18 protein-coding genes are annotated in these 21,331 nt (G+C 43.2%); 7 read left to right on the top strand and 11 right to left on the bottom strand.

Features of this window, described 5'->3' with window-relative positions; translation table 11 throughout:
• Positions 1-17 precede the first annotated feature (17 nt).
• From DYI25_RS19050 to DYI25_RS19035, 4 genes are all read right to left on the bottom strand, one after another.
• Positions 18-437: a universal stress protein gene (locus tag DYI25_RS19050; protein ID WP_213371895.1), complete on the bottom strand. Its 420-nt coding sequence runs from the start codon at positions 435-437 to the stop codon at positions 18-20.
• A 15-nt stretch (positions 438-452) separates the two neighbouring features.
• Positions 453-1,901, bottom strand: coding sequence for a SulP family inorganic anion transporter (locus DYI25_RS19045; protein WP_213371893.1), 1,449 nt, complete (start codon positions 1,899-1,901; stop codon positions 453-455).
• Positions 1,902-1,977: 76 nt separating this feature from the next.
• The gene (gene rnjA, locus DYI25_RS19040; protein ID WP_213371891.1) at positions 1,978-3,642 is read right to left on the bottom strand and encodes a ribonuclease J1; all 1,665 of its coding nucleotides are present in this window, start codon (positions 3,640-3,642) and stop codon (positions 1,978-1,980) included.
• Between the two features lie 437 nt (positions 3,643-4,079).
• Positions 4,080-5,000, bottom strand: coding sequence for a methyl-accepting chemotaxis protein (locus DYI25_RS19035; RefSeq protein WP_213371890.1), 921 nt, complete (start codon positions 4,998-5,000; stop codon positions 4,080-4,082).
• A 195-nt stretch (positions 5,001-5,195) separates the two neighbouring features.
• Between DYI25_RS19035 and DYI25_RS19030 the strand changes: the two genes are divergently transcribed.
• The 5 genes from DYI25_RS19030 (at position 5,196) to DYI25_RS19010 (ending at position 9,829) form a co-directional block, all read left to right on the top strand.
• Positions 5,196-5,918 (top strand): TspO/MBR family protein, encoded by a 723-nt coding sequence (locus DYI25_RS19030; protein ID WP_213371887.1) that lies wholly within the window; start codon positions 5,196-5,198, stop codon positions 5,916-5,918.
• A gap of 49 nt (positions 5,919-5,967) precedes the next feature.
• Positions 5,968-6,522, top strand: a complete 555-nt coding sequence (locus DYI25_RS19025; RefSeq protein WP_213371885.1) for a glycerol-3-phosphate responsive antiterminator — start codon at positions 5,968-5,970, stop codon at positions 6,520-6,522.
• 141 nt (positions 6,523-6,663) lie between these two features.
• On the top strand, positions 6,664-8,319 hold the full coding sequence (locus DYI25_RS19020) for a glycerol-3-phosphate dehydrogenase/oxidase (protein ID WP_213371883.1): 1,656 nt from the start codon (positions 6,664-6,666) through the stop codon (positions 8,317-8,319).
• Positions 8,320-8,409: 90 nt separating this feature from the next.
• A complete protein-coding gene (locus DYI25_RS19015) occupies positions 8,410-9,258 on the top strand; it encodes a cation diffusion facilitator family transporter (RefSeq protein WP_213371882.1) in 849 nt (282 codons plus the stop codon).
• A 79-nt stretch (positions 9,259-9,337) separates the two neighbouring features.
• Positions 9,338-9,829: a hypothetical protein gene (locus tag DYI25_RS19010; protein WP_213371881.1), complete on the top strand. Its 492-nt coding sequence runs from the start codon at positions 9,338-9,340 to the stop codon at positions 9,827-9,829.
• 152 nt (positions 9,830-9,981) lie between these two features.
• On the opposite strand, the gene DYI25_RS19005 is transcribed toward DYI25_RS19010, so the two are convergent.
• The 4 genes from DYI25_RS19005 to DYI25_RS18990 all read right to left on the bottom strand — a co-directional run bounded on the left by DYI25_RS19005 (position 9,982) and on the right by DYI25_RS18990 (position 14,042).
• Positions 9,982-10,695, bottom strand: a complete 714-nt coding sequence (locus tag DYI25_RS19005) for a hypothetical protein (protein ID WP_213371880.1) — start codon at positions 10,693-10,695, stop codon at positions 9,982-9,984.
• 178 nt (positions 10,696-10,873) lie between these two features.
• A complete protein-coding gene (locus DYI25_RS19000; protein ID WP_213371879.1) occupies positions 10,874-12,367 on the bottom strand; it encodes an amidase in 1,494 nt (497 codons plus the stop codon).
• Positions 12,368-12,621: 254 nt separating this feature from the next.
• On the bottom strand, positions 12,622-13,464 hold the full coding sequence (locus tag DYI25_RS18995; RefSeq protein WP_213371878.1) for a hypothetical protein: 843 nt from the start codon (positions 13,462-13,464) through the stop codon (positions 12,622-12,624).
• A gap of 119 nt (positions 13,465-13,583) precedes the next feature.
• Positions 13,584-14,042 carry a DUF305 domain-containing protein gene (locus DYI25_RS18990; RefSeq protein ID WP_213371876.1) on the bottom strand — a complete coding sequence of 153 codons (459 nt, stop codon included), beginning with the start codon at positions 14,040-14,042 and terminating at the stop codon, positions 13,584-13,586.
• A gap of 328 nt (positions 14,043-14,370) precedes the next feature.
• On the opposite strand from DYI25_RS18990, the gene DYI25_RS18985 reads away from it, so the two are divergent.
• Together DYI25_RS18985 and DYI25_RS18980 are read left to right on the top strand one after the other, a co-directional pair.
• Positions 14,371-15,864, top strand: coding sequence for a peptide MFS transporter (locus DYI25_RS18985; RefSeq protein WP_213371874.1), 1,494 nt, complete (start codon positions 14,371-14,373; stop codon positions 15,862-15,864).
• A 131-nt stretch (positions 15,865-15,995) separates the two neighbouring features.
• The gene (locus tag DYI25_RS18980) at positions 15,996-16,952 is read left to right on the top strand and encodes a calcium/sodium antiporter (protein ID WP_213371872.1); all 957 of its coding nucleotides are present in this window, start codon (positions 15,996-15,998) and stop codon (positions 16,950-16,952) included.
• A 53-nt stretch (positions 16,953-17,005) separates the two neighbouring features.
• Here the strand turns inward: DYI25_RS18980 and DYI25_RS18975 are convergent, their stop codons facing one another.
• From DYI25_RS18975 to DYI25_RS18965, 3 genes are all read right to left on the bottom strand, one after another.
• Entirely contained in the window at positions 17,006-18,094 is a 1,089-nt protein-coding gene (locus tag DYI25_RS18975; RefSeq protein ID WP_213371870.1) for a hypothetical protein, read from the bottom strand.
• Between the two features lie 584 nt (positions 18,095-18,678).
• Positions 18,679-19,656, bottom strand: coding sequence for a GNAT family N-acetyltransferase (locus tag DYI25_RS18970; protein WP_213371868.1), 978 nt, complete (start codon positions 19,654-19,656; stop codon positions 18,679-18,681).
• 123 nt (positions 19,657-19,779) lie between these two features.
• Entirely contained in the window at positions 19,780-21,309 is a 1,530-nt protein-coding gene (locus DYI25_RS18965; protein ID WP_213371866.1) for an AbgT family transporter, read from the bottom strand.
• Positions 21,310-21,331 lie beyond the last annotated feature (22 nt).

The following is a 21,331-nucleotide window of genomic DNA, read 5'->3' as shown; positions in this document are numbered from 1 at the left end:
TTGTTTTACCCTTATACTTATTTCACAATCATCACCGGACAATTGGCTCTTTTGGCCACTTTATGGCTCACGCTTCCGAGCATGAGCTCCTGTAGTCCGTTCAAGCCTCTGCTCCCGATGACTACAAGATCGAAATTGTTTTTATTCGTGTAATTGACAACTGTTGGGCCTGGTTCACCGTGAAGGATTTTAATCTCGAATTTAACTCCCGATTCCCTTGCCTTCCGCTCGATATCCTTCAGGCGTTCCTTGCGTTTATCATTGATATCAGCCGAGTTCCAATTGCTCAGTACATCAGACTTGGAGCTGTCTCCATCGACTGCATACACAATCTCCATTTTGGCATCTCCCTGGCATTTCGCAATTATGATCGCATGATCTGCTGCACGAATAGAATGTTCGGAACCATCGGCGGCCAGGAGTATTTTTTGATACATTACATCACCTCTTCGTTAATGTGAACCTAATTTATTTGCAAGCTTTTCAGCTAAATCGGAGCTTTCCTGATTCATGCCGCTAACAACAACCTTTTTGCCAGCCTCTTCAAACTTGCCGACGATTTTCTCCACGGCAGCAACTGCTGAATCATCCCAAAGGTGAGTCTTCCTCAAATCCAGCTCAATAAATTCGATGTCTTCTTTGTAATCGAATTGCTTTTGGAGTTCTGTAACAGAAGCGAAAAACAGCTCCCCCTTCAGCTTATATGTCCGGCGTTTATTCACGACTGAGCTCTCGACATCCACTTGTGAAATCTTCGAGACAAAGAATATCGCGCTCAACAGGATACCTGTGAATACTCCAATGGCAAGATTATGAGTAAAAATTACCGTCAATACCGTAATAACCATCACAATTGCATCTGTTCTCGGCAGCAGATGCAGTGTCCTGATCGACGACCAGTCAAAAGTGCTAATCGAAACCATAATCATCACCCCAGCAAGCGTGGCCATTGGGATTTGGACGACAATATCACCTAACAAGACGATCAACAGCATCAAGAAAACACCAGCTACGAGGGCTGACAACCTTTTCCTGCCGCCAGATTTAACATTGATGACCGATTGGCCAATCATCGCACATCCTGCCATCCCGCCGAAAAAGCCGGTTACGATATTGGCGATACCCTGCCCCTTGCTTTCCGTGTTCTTATCGCTTTCTGAGTCCGTCATATCATCGACAATCGTGGCAGTCAGCAGCGACTCCAATAAACCGACTACCGCAAGGGCTAATGAATATGGAAGCACAATCAACAGCGTTTCAAGTGTTATAGGAATATCGGGAAGCAAAAATACAGGCAGCGTCCTCGTCAATGTGCCCATATCCCCTACTGTCCTGACATCGATGCCCATCAAAATCACAATAAAGGTCACAACAACAATCGCAACTAACGTCGATGGCACAGCTTTTGTTATGTAAGGAAGCAAATAAATGATCAACAGTGTTAAACCTGCCAATGCGTACACATGCCAGGTCGCGTTTTCGAAATTTTCGAGCTGTGACATAAAAATCAGGATGGCCAGTGCATTGACAAAGCCGACCATGACAGACCGCGGAATGAATTTCATATATCTAGAAAGCCTGAAAACGCCGAATAGTATTTGAATAATTCCCGTTAAAATTGTTGCCGCCAATAAATACTGGATTCCATGCTCCGCGACCAAATCGATAAACAATAAGGCCATTGCTCCCGTGGCGGCCGAAATCATTCCTGGCCTGCCGCCTACAAAAGCAATCACAACCGCTATGGTGAAAGAAGCATACAATCCCACCATCGGGTCAACACCTGCGATGATTGAGAAGGCGATCGCCTCCGGAATCAGGGCAATGGTAACAACAAGTCCAGAAAGAATATCTCCTTTAATATTTCCAAACCAAGACTCGAGATAACTTTGATTTTCCAAGACTGCTCCTCCTTCCTGACCTTATTGTGTGTAATATAAGCAAATAAAAAACGCCCCTTAAAGGAGCGTTCTCGAATTAGACTTCCATAATAATCGGCAAAATCATCGGCCTTCTGCCTGTCTGGCTGTACAGGAATGGGTTGACGACGTCGATGACTGCCTTCTTGATGCTCGACCAGTCCTTCGTGCCGCCTGCCAGTTCTGTTACAATTTTATCCTTGATCAATTCTTCAACATTTTTCATAAGATCGCCTGATTCCCTGACGTAAACGAATCCTCTTGTCACGACCGTCGGCTTGTTGACAAGCTGCTTTTTTTCGCGATCGATCATCATTGTGACGATTACAAGTCCATCCTGTGACAGCACTCTTCTGTCTTTTAAAACAATATGTCCAATATCGCCGATTCCGCTGCCGTCGACATATACCGGCTGCGCTGGTACTTTCCCCGCAACCTGGCCGCCATCAGCAGAAAGCTCCAGGACATCTCCATTATCTAAAATAAAGCAGGTTTCACGCGGGATTCCGCATTGCTCCGCCAACTTTACGTGCTGGTCAAGCATACGGTATTCACCGTGAATCGGAATGAAGAACTTCGGATTCAGCAGCTTGATCATCAGTTTCTGTTCTTCCTGCTTACCATGCCCGGAAGTATGGACCTCGCTGATTTTATGATGGATAATTTCTGCGCCAATACGGTGCAGCTTATCAATCACGCGATTTACACTGATCGTGTTGCCCGGGATCGGCGAGGAAGAAAATACAATCGTATCTCCGGGAATGACAGAGATTTGCCTGTGCGTGCCATTTGCAATTCTCGCAAGTGCCGCCATCGGTTCTCCCTGGCTTCCTGTACAGATGATTGTCAGCTTATCGCTAGGAATCTTCCCGATCTCATTGACGTTGACGAATGCATCATCCGGTGCGGTGATGTAGCCTAATCTGCGCCCGATTTCAAAGGTCTTCTCCATGCTGCGGCCAACAATGGCCATTTTGCGGTCGTGCCTTACTGATGACCGCACAACTTGCTGGACTCGGTCAATATTGGATGCAAACGTCGCAAAAATTACGCGGCCGTCCACGGTCTGGAAAATATCTTCGATTGCTTCGCCTACACGTTTTTCTGATACTGAGAAGCCTGGCTGTTCACTGTTCGTGCTGTCTGATAACAGGCATAGCACACCCTCATTGCTTATTTCGGCGATTTTCTGGAAATCAGTGCCCGCGCCCACCGGTGTGAGGTCAAATTTGAAGTCACCTGTGTGGACAATATTCCCTTCCGGAGTCGTCACGACAACACCGAAAGAATCCGCAATACTGTGCGTCGTCCGGAAAAAGCGCACCTTGATATTCTGGAACTCGACAACCGTATCATTGTTGATTTGGTGGAATTTAACGCCTTTGATTTTGTGCTCCTGCAGCTTGGACTTAATTAGCTCAACGGCAAAATCACCGCCGTAAATCGGTGCTTTTACATCCTGAAGCAAAAATGGCAGCCCGCCAATGTGATCTTCGTGGCCATGTGTCACGAAAATCCCGACAAGCTTGTCCTGGTTTTGTTTTAAATAAGAATAATCCGCGAGCACATAGTCAATCCCAAACAACTCGTTATCCGGAAACTTGATTCCGCAATCCACCAGTACCATTTCATTTTTGTATTCGATTACATACGTATTTTTTCCGATCTCACCAAGACCGCCCAAAGCGAAAATCTTAAGATCCTTTTTCAATTTCGTTTCCATAGTTCAGCTCCTGTTTCTTTGTGCAAATGTATTTATTAATTCCCATGGGAATCATAGTTTAAATAGAATAGTGAAGAAATTGGTTGGAGAAAATAGGGGGTTGAAGTTCTTAAAATATACCATAAATTAAGACATTCAACAAATAATGCTATCCTATTGATGAATTAGACGAACAAATGAGTGGAAAAGTTGCTGGGATGGAGAGTTGTTTTTTTGCAGGAGTAGTAGTTTTCATTTAATTGGTTATGCAAACAGCTGCTTTTACCATATTTCTGATTTTGTACTATTTTCGGGCAATGCAGACGCTCTGCTTTTACCGTTTTCTCCCTTCTGCTTCATTTTCAGGCAATGCAGACGTCCTACATCACCTGGCCACTCTCTCAGAACAAAAAACACCTCATCAAATCCAGGAAGTTGATTTGATGGAGGTGCCGTTTTCACAATATGTCCTTGAACGTTTTGGCTTGCGAGTCTAATTCGCGGGCCGCGCTTCCTATTTCCTTGAAGGCTGCGACTGCCTGTTCATTGAGTGCCTGGTTATTAGTTATGCCATTTTGGGAGCGCTGGGTGGCCTCGCTGATTTTATTGATTTCACCTGCGATACCCTCGACATGTGAGTTGACTTCCTGGATGGATTCCTGCACTCGTGTTGCGAGTTTTCTTACTTCACCGGCAACGACATTAAAGCCTCTCCCATGCTCACCCGCTCTTGCTGCTTCGATGGCTGCGTTCAGTGCAAGCAGGTTCGTTTGCGCGGCAATTTCCCGGATGGTCTTCACGATGCTGCCGATTGATTTCACCTGTGTTTTCAGGGATTCAAGGATCTCGAGACTCCCTTTTGATTCGTCCGCTAACTTGCTGGCAGCAAAGGCTGCTTCTTCGCTTCTCATAATGCCCATTTCCGCTCGGCCGCTCAGCTCTTCGGACATCTTCTGGAGCTGCTCGGCTACTCCTGATATATTCACCTCTCGCGTGGAAATATCCGTTGCCACCTTCACCACTCCAGCGACTTTACCTGTTGAATCAAAGACCGGAGTATAAGTCGCCTCAAGCCAGAGCAGTTCACCTCTTTTAGTGACGCGCTGAATTTTTTCTTGAAAGCTTTTGCCGGCACGCAGGTTCCTCCATAATTCCATGTATTCCCTGCTCTCTGCAAATTCAGATGTGCAAAATTGTTTATGCATTAAGCCGGGCATTTCTTCGACTCGGTATCCCATCGTCCTGGAGAAGTTCTCATTCGCCCAAAGCACTTTTCCATTGGGGTCGAACTCAATCATTGCCAGTGATCTTTCAATTGCGGCCAATACCGCATCTTCCTGAAACACCTGTGTACTCTTCATTTTCATACTAGTAATCATGTCTTCAACCTCTTTGCCTTTCAAAATAATTAACACTGTTACTATAGTACTAGGGGGTACTTACTTTTCACAAATTTCAGTATGCTTGTTTGGAAGCTGCAATTTTACCTCCTCCCCCAACTGCTAAAAGTGGTTATGGACTTATTAGAAGTGGAATAGTATGAACAAAACGCCTTAACGAAAGAGAGGGATAGAATGGGACGTTTTATTGTTAATCTGCTTGCTACAATTCTAGTCGTATTGGTCAATGCGCTGGCAAATATCCTTCCGATTAACGGGCAGACAACCGGCGAAATCTCTGATAAGCTGAATGTGCTTTTCACCCCCGCTGGCTATGTTTTTGGAATATGGGGACTGATCTATTTTTTATTGTTTATTTGGACAATCAGGCAGTTCCCTTCTTCAAGAAGAAACTTGCCGGTTTACAAAAAAGCCACTCCGTTTTATTTGCTGAGCTCCGCCCTTAACATTGCCTGGATTCTTTTATGGCATTATGAGTTTTTCCTGTTAACGGTGTGTGTAATGATCGGCTTGCTGCTTACTCTCATCAAGCTTTATCATGTCATCAAAAATGAAAACACTTCATTTTGGGATTTGTTCCCGTTTTCAGTCTACCTCGGTTGGATCAGCGTTGCGACAATTGCCAATATCAGCTATTACTTGAAGCATATTGGCTGGAATGGATTCGGGTTTTCGGATGTTGCCTGGGCGATCATCATGCTAGTGATTGCGACACTCCTAGCTCTTTATTTCACCTTTAAAAATAAGGATCGTATCTATCCTCTCGTATTCATCTGGGCCATAATTGGAATCGGTTTAAAAAACGCTGCCTCCCTCCCGTCTGTAAGTACTACATCGTATGTCTTATCAGCCATCATTCTGATTGGGATTTTTTTCAGCCTAAATAGAAAGCATTAATCAGCCTATGTTAAGATAATGGATAATCTGTTTTAAGGAAGGGATCCTCTTGGACCAAAAAATCTTGCCCGCCTCTTCGAACATGAAGGAATTTGAACATTTTCTTCAAAGTCCTTTTGAGATTGGCGTCATGCTGGAAGTGCATATCGCCCAATTGAAAAATATCCATTCAATGGCGAAACGGTACGGCAAAAAAATGATTTATCATGTAGATATGATTCAGGGTTTGAAGAGTGATGATTTTTCGACGGAATATATTTGTCAGGAGTATAAGCCTTACGGGCTGATTTCAACCAAGTCCAGTGTCATTTTAAAGGCGAAGCAAAAAGGGGTAATCGCAGTACAGAGGGTCTTCCTGATTGATTCCCACGCTCTCGAAAAAAGCTACAAACTCATCGAAAAAACTCGTCCTGACTATATTGAAGTTTTACCAGGAGCCATGCCTTGGATGATCAGGGAGGTCACGGAACGGGTTAATATCCCAATTTTTGCAGGAGGCCTTATCCGGACACCTGAGGAAGTGAAAAACGCTTTGGATGCCGGCGCCACTGCCATTACTACATCCAAAAGCAATTTATGGAAAATTCAAGAATCCGACATATGAAAATTTCAGATGTCTGTGATATAATGATTATAAGTTAATAAATCGGGTAGGAGAACTGGAGAGACCACGATAACATTTCGGCTTTAGGGCGATAATGTTGTTTGTGGTCTCTCTTTTTTTCATATTAAGGAGGCGTATCCTATGAGATTCTCAAATCTCGATCGTAAACATATAGTCGCGAAACTGAAAAAAGAGGCATTCGATGTCCTTGTCATTGGCGGCGGCATTACCGGCGCTGGGATCGCGCTTGATGCTGCTACAAGAGGAATGAATATTGCCCTATTGGAAATGCAGGATTTTGCGGCAGGCACCTCAAGCCGTTCAACAAAACTTGTGCACGGCGGCCTGCGTTATCTTAAGCAATTCGAAGTAAAAATGGTCGCTGAAGTCGGCAAGGAACGGGCCATTGTCTATGAAAACGGCCCGCACGTCACGACACCTGAATGGATGCTTCTTCCATTCCATAAAGGCGGAACTTTCGGCAGCTTCAGCACGTCAATCGGCCTAAGGGTGTATGACTTTTTAGCAGGCGTAAAAAAAGCCGAGCGCAGAAAAATGTTTAACGCAACTGAAACACTGGCAAAAGAGCCACTTGTAAAAAAAGATGGATTGAAGGGTGGCGGTTATTATGTTGAATATCGTACCGATGATGCCCGCCTTACCATCGAAGTCTTGAAGCAGGCTGTTGAAAAAGGTGCAACGGCATTGAACTATTCCAAAGTTAAAAACTTGAAATATAATAACGGGATTGTCTCAGGAGTACTGGTCGAGGACCTTTTAACAGGCGAGGAATATGAAGTACATGCCAAAAAAGCCGTCAATGCAACCGGTCCTTGGGTTGACAGCATCCGGGAGATGGATGATTCGAAAATAGGGAAAACCCTGAAGCTTTCGAAGGGTGTCCATATCGTCATTGACCAATCACGCTTCCCGCTCAAGCAAGCGATTTATTTCGATACGCCCGATGGCCGGATGGTATTCGCGATTCCGCGCGACGGCAAAACATATGTTGGAACAACAGATACATTCTACAATGAAGACCCCATAAACCCAGGTATGACGGAAGAAGACAGAAGCTATCTCCTTAAAGCTATTCAATATATGTTCCCGGACGTCATTGTCACGGAACAAGATGTAGAATCGAGCTGGGCAGGTATTAGGCCGCTGATTCATGAGGAAGGCAAAGCCCCTTCTGAAATCTCAAGGAAAGACGAGATCTGGGAATCTGATTCACACCTGATCACGATCGCCGGCGGCAAGTTGACTGGCTATCGTAAAATGGCAGAAACGATTGTTGACCTGCTTGCTGAAAAATTAGCCAAAGAAGAAGGACTCAGCTTCCCTGCCTGCCAGACGAAGAATTTGCCGATTTCCGGCGGAGATGTCGGAGGTTCAGCAAACTTTGATCAATACGTCGAGAAACAGCTGGAAGAAGGCATAAAGGCTGGCTTCTCAAAAAAAGAAGCACGCCGCCTGGCCTACCAGTATGGATCCAACACTCCAATCGTATTCGAGCTTGCTTCCACTCATAAGGAGGAGGCAGACAAATATGGTTTGCCCTTGGAGTTATTTGCAAAGCTGGTTTATGGGATCCAGTTCGAAGCGGCAACAACTCCTATCGACTTTTTCAACAGACGCACAGGAGCTATCTTGTTCGACATCCACTTGGTCCATAACTTTAAGGAAAATGTCATCAATTTCATGCGGGAGCAATTCGGTTGGAATGACCAGCAAACGGAAGTCTTCACTTTAGAGCTTGAAGGAGCATTAACAGAAGCGGTCATTCCTGAAAAATAACTCCCAAAACCTGATCATTGAGTGATCAGGTTTTTTTGTTACCAGTTTCGTTATTTCTCCTGAGGGAAAGTAGGAAACAGGAGTGATGATATGAAGCAAGATACCAAAACTAGCAAGAGAATGCGGCTTGCATTCTTATTAAATGCTGGTTTTACCGTCATAGAAATAATCGGAGGCATTCTTACCGGAAGTATTGCGATTGTTGCGGATGCGATACATGATTTAGGGGATTCTTTGTCACTCGGTGCTTCGTGGTTGTTAGAAAAGAAATCAAATAAAGAAGCGACAGAGAAATTCCCTTTCGGCTACAAACGCTTTTCCCTGCTTGGGGCTTTATTGAGTGGCACGGTTCTGATTACCGGGTCAATATATATTTTCTATGAAGCAGGAAAAAGACTGTTCAATCCTGTTTCTCCTCATTCAGAGGGAATGATGTGGCTGGCGATCCTGGGCGTCCTCGTGAATGGATTTGCCGCGTTAAAGTTAAGGCATGGAGAGGGCCTGAATTCCAAGATGCTAAGCTGGCATTTATTAGAGGATGTCCTCGGCTGGGTTGCTGTTTTAGTCGTCAGCATTATTTTACAATTCAAGGACATTCCAATTCTGGACCCTCTTTTATCTATCGGAATTACTATCTACATTTTGTTCCATGTCATTAAAAATTTGAAGAAAACCTTATTGGTCCTGCTGGAATCTACCCCTGAGGATGTAGACATGGATACGTTAAAAAACAAAATCCTCAAGCAGCCCGGTGTTATTGAAATTCAAAAAATGCATCTATGGACACTGGATGGAAAAGAAAATACTTCGATGATTCAGCTTTTGGTTGTGAATATGACGAATGAGGAATCAAATCGATTACGAGCAGAAGTCCGCGAAATTTTAAAAAAGGAAAAAGTTACGGTATCAACATTGGAAGTGAACTACTTACCAGAATAGCTTGATTGCCCCGGATTATCACAAGATAGGTTTTAACGAATAAGATATAGGCATCAGTTATGGGAGTGGAGGGGCAAAAATGGTTAAATTTCTACCTTTCAGCGGGACGGTAACGATGATTAATGATTTTTCCGTCTCGCCAAACAGTGAAAGCGAAGGCTGCTATAAGGTGATGTCTTTGGTTGATGGATCAGGAAGACAAGTGAATTTTATCGTGGAGCCGAAGACTTACTTTTTGGATCACGCAATGGTGGCAGTTGGCGATCGGGTAACAGGCTATTATGATGCAGACGCTCCTGTCCCGATGATTTACCCGCCGCAATACCGAGCCCTTGTCATGGTAAAAGAAACACCTTCTCAAAATGCAAAAGTGGACTTTTTCAACAGCCAACTGGTCAGCAGTGACGGAATGCTGAAGCTAAACCTTTCACCAGGGACACAGATTTTACTGGAAAATGGGCAGAGGTTTACAAAGAGTCCTGCGAACCGAAATCTGATCGTTGTTTATGGTCCTTCTACTTTCAGCATCCCGGCTCAAACGACGCCTTATAGAATCATTGTATTGTGTTGAAAAAAGAGGCAGCCTCTGCTGCCTCTTTCAAGTGTTATCAAAGTTTGGACCTTTTTAATCAAACGTTTGATTAATATTCAAGGCTATTGTATTAACAATGTGAAGCAAACTGCCCTGCCCATTATAACAAATGTGTTCGAGCAGATTCTTGCTTAGCTTGCAGGGAGGTTCTTTACATCATATTTTTGTAATTCTGTCGGCTGCTCTATTCGGTACATTTTCAGTACTCCGTTTTTCTTGGCTGTTTTGCATGTCTTAAGAAGGAACATAAGCGTAGTCCTTGTTTCTTTATCTTTTATCCTTGCGTTCTTTGTGATTTTTTTCATGTCTTCTAAAATACTTTGGACAAAGGAGATTTTAGCAAGAGTCAATTCATATTGCAGGCGTGCGATCCGAATATCCCGGGAAGCAGGGTCTTCATTGAATCCCAAATCACTGATTTCAGCCAATCTTATGTTTTCTTTAATTTGATCAACAGCAAAATATCTTAAGATCACAATTGCGCTCAATTTATCCTCGTCGACCGTCTTTACAATTTTATGTAGTTCATCTGAAACATCTATTACTTGTTTGGCGATCAAAGTTATGTTTTTGCTTTTTTTGCATTGTTTATTTAATCTTCTGAAATTTCTACTTCCAAGTTCCTTTTTCTTTAATTCTATATTGATTTTAATAGTTGCTAATCTGATATACATTGAACCATAGATTGTTTTGTAAGCCTCATTTGCAGCAAGGACACGGTCACGGTCGGCCGTTAATTTGTATGTAATGAACGCTCCAATCAATACACCCAACAATGGCGAGTATACATTCAATGACAATAATTGTGCCATTACTACTTTGCTAACAGCTATTAAGTTTTCCATAATCACCCTCCTGAAGTTTTTACTCCACTACGTAGAAGTTACGTTAAAAAGGCACCTATTAAGGGGGTTTTTCGACAATATTTGCACACAAGACAAAAAAGGAAAGACATTTACCTGCCTTTCCTCGCACCACTCAATCTAGCAAACTCTCAAATAATAGATTCATTATTCTTCTATCTTAAAACAAGGAATTCTTCTTTATATCCAGCCAGTACTCTGATTGCTCTAACTCCCCTGCCAGCTGCAGCAATAAATCCTCTCGTCCTCTCGCAGCCATGACCTGAACACCTACCGGCAGACCATCTTTGGTTTGGTGCAGTGGCAGCGACATAGCCGGCTGGCCAGTCAGGTTGGCAAGCTGAGTGAATGGTGTTCTCGCCAGATTTTTTTGAGCGATTTGTTCCACGATTCCCGCCTTCTTTAACATTCCTCCAAGCCCTAGTTTACCTACAGTGCCAATAAGGAATTTCTCAGACGAACTCGGTTCCAGTTCTCCGATCTTCGCTGGTGGATAGGCCGTAGTGGGTGTGATATAAAAATCATAGGTTTCATGGAATGTTTCCATCTGTAGCGCCGCCCTGTCCCATTCTCTTAGACTCAAAACAAACTCTTCTGCGGAGGTCGCTTTGCCGAGCAAGCCGAGCAGCCACGTTGTGGGTTCAACATCCGAAGCAGTCGCTCTCCGGCCAAGTACGTCCTCCAGCGATGCTAAAAGGGCTGCCGTTTCCCCGAAGTACATCGTCAAATAACTCTTCGCGATTTTATGCCCATCAACTGGAGCGTCTATCTCATCCACCTGGTGTCCCAGCGACTCAAGTAGTCTTGCTGTTTTCAGGACACCTTCTCTGAATTCAGGGTCAACATCTGTCCCAATCGGCGATTTTATCGAATAAGCAATCTTAATCTTTTTTTCAAGCGGAGTGCCAGCCACTTGCAGATAGCTCCCTTCAAAAGGCGTTGCAGAAAATGCACCTCCTTTTTCATGTCCATGCAGTGCATCCAGCATAGCCGCACTGTCCCTAACCGTCCGCGTTAATACGTGTTCAGCCGATGCCCCTTGCCATGCCCGGCCATAATTTGGACCGACTGGTGTACGGCCTCTGGTTGGCTTTAAGCCAAATAGTCCACAATAGGCAGCCGGAATCCGAATCGACCCACCACCATCATTAGCGCCCGCAATCGGGACGATTCCCGAAGCAACAGCGGCAGCCGAACCACCGCTGGATCCGCCAGGAGTGTGGTTAAGGTTCCAGGGATTGCGAGTCGGTCCATAATGGGCAGGTTCCGTCACAGCGACTAAGGCGAATTCAGGCACATTCGTCTGCCCAAGGAAAACCACTCCAGCTTGGCGCAGACGTCTAGCATACTCTGAATCTGCTTTCGCCCGGTAGTTTAAAAAAGCCTTCGATCCCGCTGTAATGCGCTCACCTTCGATTTCCTGCGAGATATCCTTGAGAAGCACCGGCACTCCCGCAAATGGGCCTGTCAGCTTCTTCCCTGCTGTTTTACGGGCCTGTTCATACATCTTGTTTATGACCGCATTCAGTTTCGGATTCAACAAATCTAATAGTCGGATTGCTTCCTCAACAAGTTCAAGAGGCTGAACCTCTTTCTTTTTTACTAACTCCGCTAAACCAAGCCCATCATAGTCTTTATAATTGAAACCCTTCATCGCCCTCACCACCGTCTACTTTTATATCTACTTTCTATAAAAATATAAAAATTCCTCTTTGGATATGCTTGCTTTTATTGGTGACCTCTTTTCTCTATTTCGGCAACTTTAGGGCGCCAATCCGGCTTATTGGTGACCTCTTTTTCCCATTTCAGCAATTTCCGGGCACCAATAGAAATACTTGCTCCCTTTAGTCGCAATAAGAAGAGCCTACTCCGGAAGGAATAGGCTCTTCGAAATATTATCAAGGCTCTTTATAATTCTGCTAGTATTTTCACTTTCAAATTTCCCCTATGTTTGTCAAACTCAAATTGGGAATTATTCAGGATAATTGGAGTAATAGGCAGGTGGGCAAGAATACTCTGCTCGAGTTCCTGCCTTGCCTTAAGAACGTCTATTGTCCCATCCAGCCCAACCAGACCGTGCTTGAGCCCATATCCCTGAGATGTGTAATAATGGACGAACCCATTAAACCAGTCATCCGGCCTTTCGGCCACTGCCTTCCGAAACGATTTATCAATGTCATCCTGATTCACATAAACAAGCACAGGATTTAGAGTTTTTACGGCTTTAGCCAGCTTTTTCACATAATCAATGGTCACTTCATCTGAAGCTCCATATTTAATCATGCCGACGGTCAAGGGATTTTGTATAAAACAACATTCGAAAACATAGACCTTTTCTTCAGCTTCAGCTTGTTGTGCGAACTCTTCCCATCTTTCTGTTATGACTGCAATATTCTGCTCCAGCGGAAGTTCATAAACATCTTTTTTAGAAATTGCAGTAAACAACTCGTCTGGAAAACCATTACCTAATTCATTTTTGATTTTCATATATGGCAGCAGATGGCGACCTCTCTTTACACTTACCCAATCCTGAAAAACCTTGCCGAGACTGCCGCTTTCTTCAAGAAGTTCTTTAAATTCTTTTTCTGTAAAATAGGCTACCCCTTCATAATCCGCTGGATGGTCGAGGTTCCCTTCCAGATACAGTTTTGCCTCCACATTATTTCCTGTGAGGATTTCATGTATCAATTTCGCAGTTGTCGACTTCCCCGATCCAGGGAGACCCTCAACTAAAATCAATTTCGTCTTCATTCCATACACTCCTATTAATCAGTTCCCACGATAATTCGCCGCCATTAAGTATATTTCCTTTTCAGGCATAAAAAAAGAGCTAGTCCAAGGGTGGGCTAAGCTCTCTGCAAGTTATAAATTTAATCTTCCTTCTCTTCAAGATCCTTTATCAGCATCTTCATTTCAGCGATCTCTTCACGTTGTGCTTTAATGATTTCATCGGCCAGCTTTCGAACTCGAGGATCTTCAATATTAGCGCGTTCACTTGTAAGAATCGCAATGGAGTGGTGTGGAATCATGGCTTTCATCCAGGACTCATCACCGACGGTTGCCTGACTGCGGACGAGGAACAGTGAAGCTGCAATCAAAAAGAAGCTGCCAGCGTAGATGCCCCTGTTCACTTTCTTATTCGTATACATCTTCCCCATGAAGGCCAGCATGACAATCGCCATAATGCCACCCATAATCAGCGCCATGTAAAATCTTGTTTCACTGAAAAATATATGATCAATACTATATGCATTAAAATACATCAGAATAAACATTAAAATCGTCGATGTCAGCACCATCAGTCCGAATCTACCATATTTATTTTTCATTATTTCTTCCTCCTATGTACCAGATTAAATACAAATTATTCTTTAGGTTTCCTGCCAGGCGAATAAATATTCGTCTCAATTGGTTGTTTTGCAAATTAAGTAACGGAGGTAAAGAACGCCTTTGTGATAGCATGGAATATTTTTACTAAATTACCTGATTATTAATGTTATTCTTATTAATTCAATAATTTTTAATAAACTTTCTTTTTAATGAAAAACGAGCAAAAAACCTTATATATCAACATTTTACAAGATTTATTCCCAATATTTTTTTTGACAATTCCCACCTCGAAAAGTATTCTAAAATAGAAAACAGGGAGGGGTAATCATGTCAAATCTTAATAGGCAGAAAATTGTGGATAGTGTACCTCAAACAGGATTCTTCGGACATCCAAAAGGACTATTCACACTTTTCTTCACTGAGTTTTGGGAGCGCTTTTCTTATTATGGAATGAGAGCGATCCTAGTATTCTACATGTATTACGAAGTTTCAAAAGGCGGTCTGGGACTTGATGAAACACTAGCACTTTCTATCATGTCCATTTACGGCTCACTTGTTTACATGTCTGGTATCATTGGCGGCTGGCTGGCTGACCGAATTTTCGGTACATCTAAAGCCGTGTTCTACGGCGGAATCTTGATCATGTTAGGTCACATTGCTCTTGCGATTCCTGGCAGCGTATCAATGTTCTTCGTTTCTATGATCCTCATCGTCATCGGTACTGGTCTATTAAAACCCAATGTTTCTACAGTTGTTGGCGAAATGTACAGTGAAAGAGACACTCGTCGTGACGCTGGTTTCACAATTTTCTACATGGGGATCAACGCAGGTGCATTCCTTGCGCCACTAATCGTTGGATCAGTATCTGAGGCTTATAACTTCCATTACGGATTCGCAATTGCTGCGATCGGTATGTTCTTGGGACTAGTTGTATTCGTTTTTACAAAGAAAAAGAATCTTGGACTTGCTGGTACAGCTGTACCAAACCCGCTTTCACCATCTGAAAAGAAGAAAACGTTCACTTGGGTCGCAGTAGCGGTTGTCGCAATCGGTATTTTAAGTGCTATTTTAATTCCTGCTGGACTTTTAACATTCGAAAGCTTTATCAACTTAGTAACAATCCTTGGTATCTTAATTCCGACTGCATACTTCATCATCATGTACCGCAGCCCTAAAACAACGGAAGTGGAACGTTCACGCGTTCTTGCATACATCCCGTTATTCCTGGCAGCGGTTATGTTCTGGGCAATCCAGGAGCAAGGTTCAACCATCCTTGCTAACTATGCGGACAAGCGTACACAGCTTGAATTTGCTGGAATGACCATTTCACCAGCATGGTTCCAATCTTTGAACCCACTATTCATTATTATATTTGCACCAATTTTTGCAGGATTCTGGGTGAAACTAGGTGACCGTCAACCATCAATTCCTAAGAAATTCTCATTCTCATTGATGTTCGCAGGTCTTTCATTCCTGGTTATCCTGATCCCTGCTTACTTCACAGGCACAGATGCACTAGTTAGCCCATTATGGCTGGTACTAAGCTATCTGATTGTTGTATTCGGTGAATTGCTGATTTCCCCAGTTGGTTTGTCAGCGACAACGAAATTGGCACCGGCTGCTTTCTCCGCACAAACAATGAGCCTTTGGTTCCTTGCAAGTGCTGCTGCACAAGCAATCAACGCACAGATCGTTAAATTTTACTCACCTGAAACAGAAATGGCTTACTTTGGAACAATCGGTGGAGCATCCATCGTACTAGGGATCATCCTGTTGGTCATGTCTCCGAAGATTCAAGGTTTCATGAAGGGTATTAAATAATTCGGTAATGCAAAAGACGGCTCACTCCTATATGGAGGGCCGTCTTTTTTGATATTTTACCTATGTAAATTTTCATTTGAAACATTTTTTTGCTATGTTTTAAACAGTAATCTTTCGAGGAGGATGGTAAATTGACATATATCCTTTTAACTATAGGTTTTGCTTTACTCATAAAAGGAGCTGATTATTTTGTCGAGGGGGCGTCAAAGATTGCGACACTTCTTAGGGTACCGCCATTATTGGTAGGTTTGACGATCGTCGCGTTTGGAACTAGTTCACCAGAGGCAACTGTCAGTATCCTTGCAGCAATGGAAGGCAGCAGCGAGGTTTCTCTCGGGAATGTCATAGGGAGCAATATTTTTAATATCACTCTTGTTGTTGGCATCACAGCAATGATCAATCCGCTTGCAGTTGAAACAATGACAATTCGCAAAGAAATTCCGTTCACCCTGTTGGCAAGTGTAGCGTTAGCAGTAGTTGCCAATGATATAACGCTTCAGATGGCAAACACCAATTTAATAGGCAGAAGCGAAGGAATCATCCTGCTTCTCTTCTTTTTGATTTTCTTGTATTACATAGTTGAGGTTGCCTTGAATAACCGTGAACCAGCACCAGATGCGGCTGCAGTTTCCGGAAAAGGAACTTGGGGAAAGAATATTCTCTTCACGCTTGCCGGCCTGGCTGCGATTATTTTTGGCGGTGACCTGGTTGTTGATAATGCAACGGAAATCGCCCTTTCCCTTGGAATGAGTGAAACATTGGTAGGTTTGACGATTGTGGCTGTCGGTACCTCATTGCCCGAATTAATCACATCAATTACGGCTGCCCTGAAAAAGAAAAGCGAAATCGCACTCGGCAATATTGTGGGCAGCAATATCTTCAACATCCTATTCGTACTGGGGATATCAGCAACCATCTCACCACTCGCTGTCAATGATAAAATCTTTACCGACATTGCCTTAATGATTATTTTGACAGCTGTCCTGCTGATTTTCTCAAGGTCTAAATTCAAGATTTCAAAAGCAGAAGGGTACATCCTTGCAGCAGTTTATATTGCATATTTGGTTTATATTATTTTCCGGAATTAAAAGATTGGAAAAGGCCTGTCTTGTTATAAGCAGGCTCCTTCCATTCTTTATTACTAAATTTCCACTAATTCTTCCTCATAATCCAAACTGTCAATAACTGATTCCTGCTTTTTCAAATCGTCAAAGCTCTCATTTATTTCTGACTGGAACAAGCTGTATCTTTCTGCCATTTTTTTGAACTGGATTTCGAACAGATTTTGTTCGCCGTACAGCCTTTCTTTTAACTGTGCCACCCATGTATGGAGGATTTCCACACGTTGCTCAGCTTTTTCTGCACGTACCTGTTCAAACTTTAACTGCTCCTGGAGTTCCTTATTGATCTGGACCTGTTCCTGAGTGAGTGCATCAAGCTGCTGATAGATATTGAATACTTCATCTTTAAAGCCGGTGATTTTACAGCTTGTAACCTGGGCTTTTTTCAACTTGAGTTCGTCCTCAGTCCTTGCCCTTGTTTTACGGTGTTCCTCGATTTCTGCCTTATATTGTTCAATTGTTCCTTCAAGGGATTTAATTTTTTCAAGATATTGCTCGTTGTTTCCGGCTGGTTTACGCTCAAGCTCTTCCCGCAGTTCCTTGACTCTCAATTCAAGAACTTGATTCCTTTGTTCAAACTCAGCAGAAAACTCTTTTAACTCAGCTATTTCCTGGCGAGAAGCAGTCAATTGGCTCTCCAGCTCTTTCCGCTCTGCAGCCAGATGGCTGTTCTCAGTCTGTAATTGATTGATCAACGAATTATTATTGTCATTTAAGGTCTGAATGGTGAATTCCAGTTCCTCACACTTAACTGCATAAACAGCCAGGTCTTTTTGAGATTGATCCAGACTGGCCTGCATGTTTTGCTTTTCCTCCAATACCTCAGCTTTGGTAGCTTCAAGCTCCTTCTGCAATCGGTCGCGGGCTGAAACAAGCTCATAAAGACTCTTTTTCATTTCCTGTTCTATGCTCTGGTATTTATGTTCAATTACGTCTATGTATTTAAGGACATCCTTTTCATTCAAGCCGCCAATCAGCTTGGGCCGCAGGCTGGAATGTATGGATTCCTTATTCAGTTTCTTACGGAGGTCCAAAAGCCTCTCCTCTATAGTTAGGTTTTCTTCTCTAGATGCCGGTTCTTCTATGGAGCGATTCTCTTCTTTTGTCATGATTCAATCCTCCTATTAGATACTTTAAATGAATAGTACCATGTATTCCCTGTATTTCCATTAGTTCTCTCGTCCTATTTTTACAGATTTCGACGACTAATTTCGAATATTTGTTAAATTCCTGGCGGCAGCTTCTGTTTCTACTCTCGAACCCTGATGACAGAGGAGTGTAAGAAGGAATTTTTCTATCCAACACGGAAATATAAACACTACACTAAAATACAGTAAGGTGGAATGTTATCTGAAAAGCGAAATTAGAATTTTATCAATCATCCTCTCTGGGATTTTTTTAACAGTTGGATTAATTCTGTTGGCAGTATCAGTCTTTGCCAACTACTATCTTTTGATTTTCTCTATCCTATTGATTTTTATCAGCACTCTCATTCTATTATTCTCATTACTAACTGGTTGGCTTGAGAAGACAAAATCAGGTAAGGTTTGGAGCTGGGAGCTTGTCATTTTAATGGTTATTATGGCAATCCTCAGTCTCATTTTCCTGCAATCGCAAACCAGTATTCGTATTTTTTCCTTTTAAGCGCAAAAAGAGAAGCATGTTCAGCATGCTTCTCCAATAGCAAACGTTTCTATATACTCATAATTTTGGTCAGATTGGCTTCTTTCAAGTATCGAACAATCGTCATATCATCTTTAATGACCTTGGCATATCCAGTTCGGATATACCCCATCTTTTCGTACAAGTAACAATTCCGTTCTTCGGTAAGGATGGTATCCAGCTCCCATGCATCTGCTTCCGGGTGCATCAGCTCCAGCCGTTTCATGACTTCCTGGGCAATGCCTTTATTATGGAATCTTCCCAAAATGTTGATGATATGGAGCCTCATTAATCCTGGGGACTTTTCATGCACATGGACGCTTCCAGCAAGCGTGCCATCAAGGAGTATTTTATAATAAATTCCACATTCGAATCTTGCTGAAAATCTTTCCATCGTCTGTGTAACAGGACTTGTTTCATGGTCATTGTATTTTTTATACAGAGGCATGAAAACTTCCTTCTGCAAGGCTAAAAGTTCCTCAGCATCCTCTATTGATGCTTTTTTCAGGCTGATGTGCGAATTAACACTTTCAAATAACTGATCGAAATAATTGAACGGAATGAACTCGCCGTTTTTAACCATATCCTTTATTTCCGCTTTACTCGCCCATTTCGCTTCGGCGACTTCCTCTTCCTGCAGCTGCAAATCCTCAATCGCAATATTTTGCCTGACTAGCCAGATATCATCAAAGCCTCGAGGAAATCTCACAGTAAATATGCGTTCGCCTTTTTCGATATCAAGTTCGATTCCAAGCTCTTCTTTTACCTCACGGATAGCTGCCTGTTCACTGTCATCACCCATGATGGCAGAACCCGCAGCTGCACAGTCCCACATGTTCGGAAATCCGATTTTCCACGGCTGTCTCCTCTGGATGAGGAACTGGCCATCCTCATTCACGATCCAAACATGCACAACAATATGGTAATCCCCCGCCTTCATCTCCTGCCCTCTTTCATGAATCCGGTCCGTCAAATGCCTGTACTGATCATAGATATTCCATAGTTCCATGGAAGTCACCTCCCTATTAATTTTGTTCTATTATTATACAACCCAAATGATTACTTTTGTGAATTTATACCAATTTTTCATAAAAAAAAGAACCCAAGCTACGAAGCTTGGATTCTTTCAAAATTATTTTGGCATATAGATAGAAGAGCCAGGGCCGATATCGATACCTGTCAGCATCCAGATGATCAGCATCAATACCCAAGCAACTGTCAACGCGATGGAGTACGGAAGCATTGTTGCAATCAGTGTACCAATACCAACCTTCTTGTCGTACTTTTGTGCAAACGCAATGACGATTGCGAAGTAAGGCATTAATGGTGAAATGATATTCGTTGTTGAGTCTGCGATACGGTATACAAGCTGAGTGAACTCAGGTGTGTATCCGATTTGCATCATGATCGGTACGAATACCGGTGCCATGATTGCCCATTTAGCAGACGCACTGCCGATGAACAGGTTAATGAATCCGGAAATGACGATGAACGCCAGGATTAATGGGATTCCTTTGAAGCCTGTGCTTTCAAGCAGTTCTGCACCGTTTACAGCAAGTACCAATCCAAGGTTTGATTCCTTGAAGTAGGCAACGAATTGAGCGGCAACAAACGCCAGCACGATGTACGAACCCATCGTTGCCATCGTGTCAGAAAGCTGATCCGCTACATCCTTATCATTCTTGATCGATTTCGTAATTCTTCCATAGATAAAACCTGGTACGAAGAATAGGATCAGGATGATTGGAACTAGCGAGTGGAAGAATGGAGCATTGATGATGTTCTCTTCCCCGCCACGAAGTGGTCCCCATTCAGGAATAACAAGCAATGCGATACCGATTGCTGTGATGATGATAGAAATCAAAGCACCCCATAGCCCTTTTTTCTCGACAGCAGATAAATATTCAACCTCTTCTTTTACATCGCCTTTGAATGTACCAAGACGTGGTTCGACGATTTTATCTGTTACCAATGTTCCGACAATCGTGATCAAGAATACAGATACGATCATGAAGTAGTAGTTCATTGCATAGTTGATGTTTTCAGCATAAGCCGGATCAAAAATCGCCGCAGCATCCTTCGTCAATCCGCCCAAAAGCGGGTCCAATGAAGTCAGAAGCAGGTTCGCACTGAAGCCGCCAGATACACCTGCGAAAGCAGCAGCCAGACCAGCAAGCGGATGTCTTCCAAGACCTGCGAACAGAACCGCTCCAAGTGGAGTCAAGACAACATAACCAGCGTCAGCTGCCATGCTGGACATGACGCCGCCGAATACTAATGCAGCCGTCAATAATTGCTTAGGAACAGAAGTAACAAGTCCGCGCAAAGCCGCACTGATTAAGCCAGTACGTTCCGCGATACCGATCCCCAGCATCGTGACAAGAACCGTTCCAAGCGGTGCAAAGCCAGTGAAGTTCGTAACTGCACTTTCAAATAGATAGGCGATCCCTTCCTTGCTTAACAAGTTCTTTACCGTTAAAAATTCCCCTTCATTCATAGGGTCTGCCACTTTTACACCCATCGCCGAAAAAACCGCAGACAGAACGACGACCATCACGGAGAAAATAGCAAACAGAGTGACCGGATGAGGCAACTTATTTCCCACACGCTCAATCACATCGAGTGAACGCAAAATAAAACCTTTTTTATTTGTCGTTTCCAAGAGAGAACCTCCTTCAAATTAA

Source organism: Mesobacillus boroniphilus (genome assembly GCF_018424685.1).
GTDB lineage: Bacteria > Bacillota > Bacilli > Bacillales > Cytobacillaceae > Mesobacillus > Mesobacillus boroniphilus_A.
The sequence above is the reverse complement of the archived record's forward strand: the minus strand, read 5'-3'. Positions and strand labels throughout refer to the sequence as shown.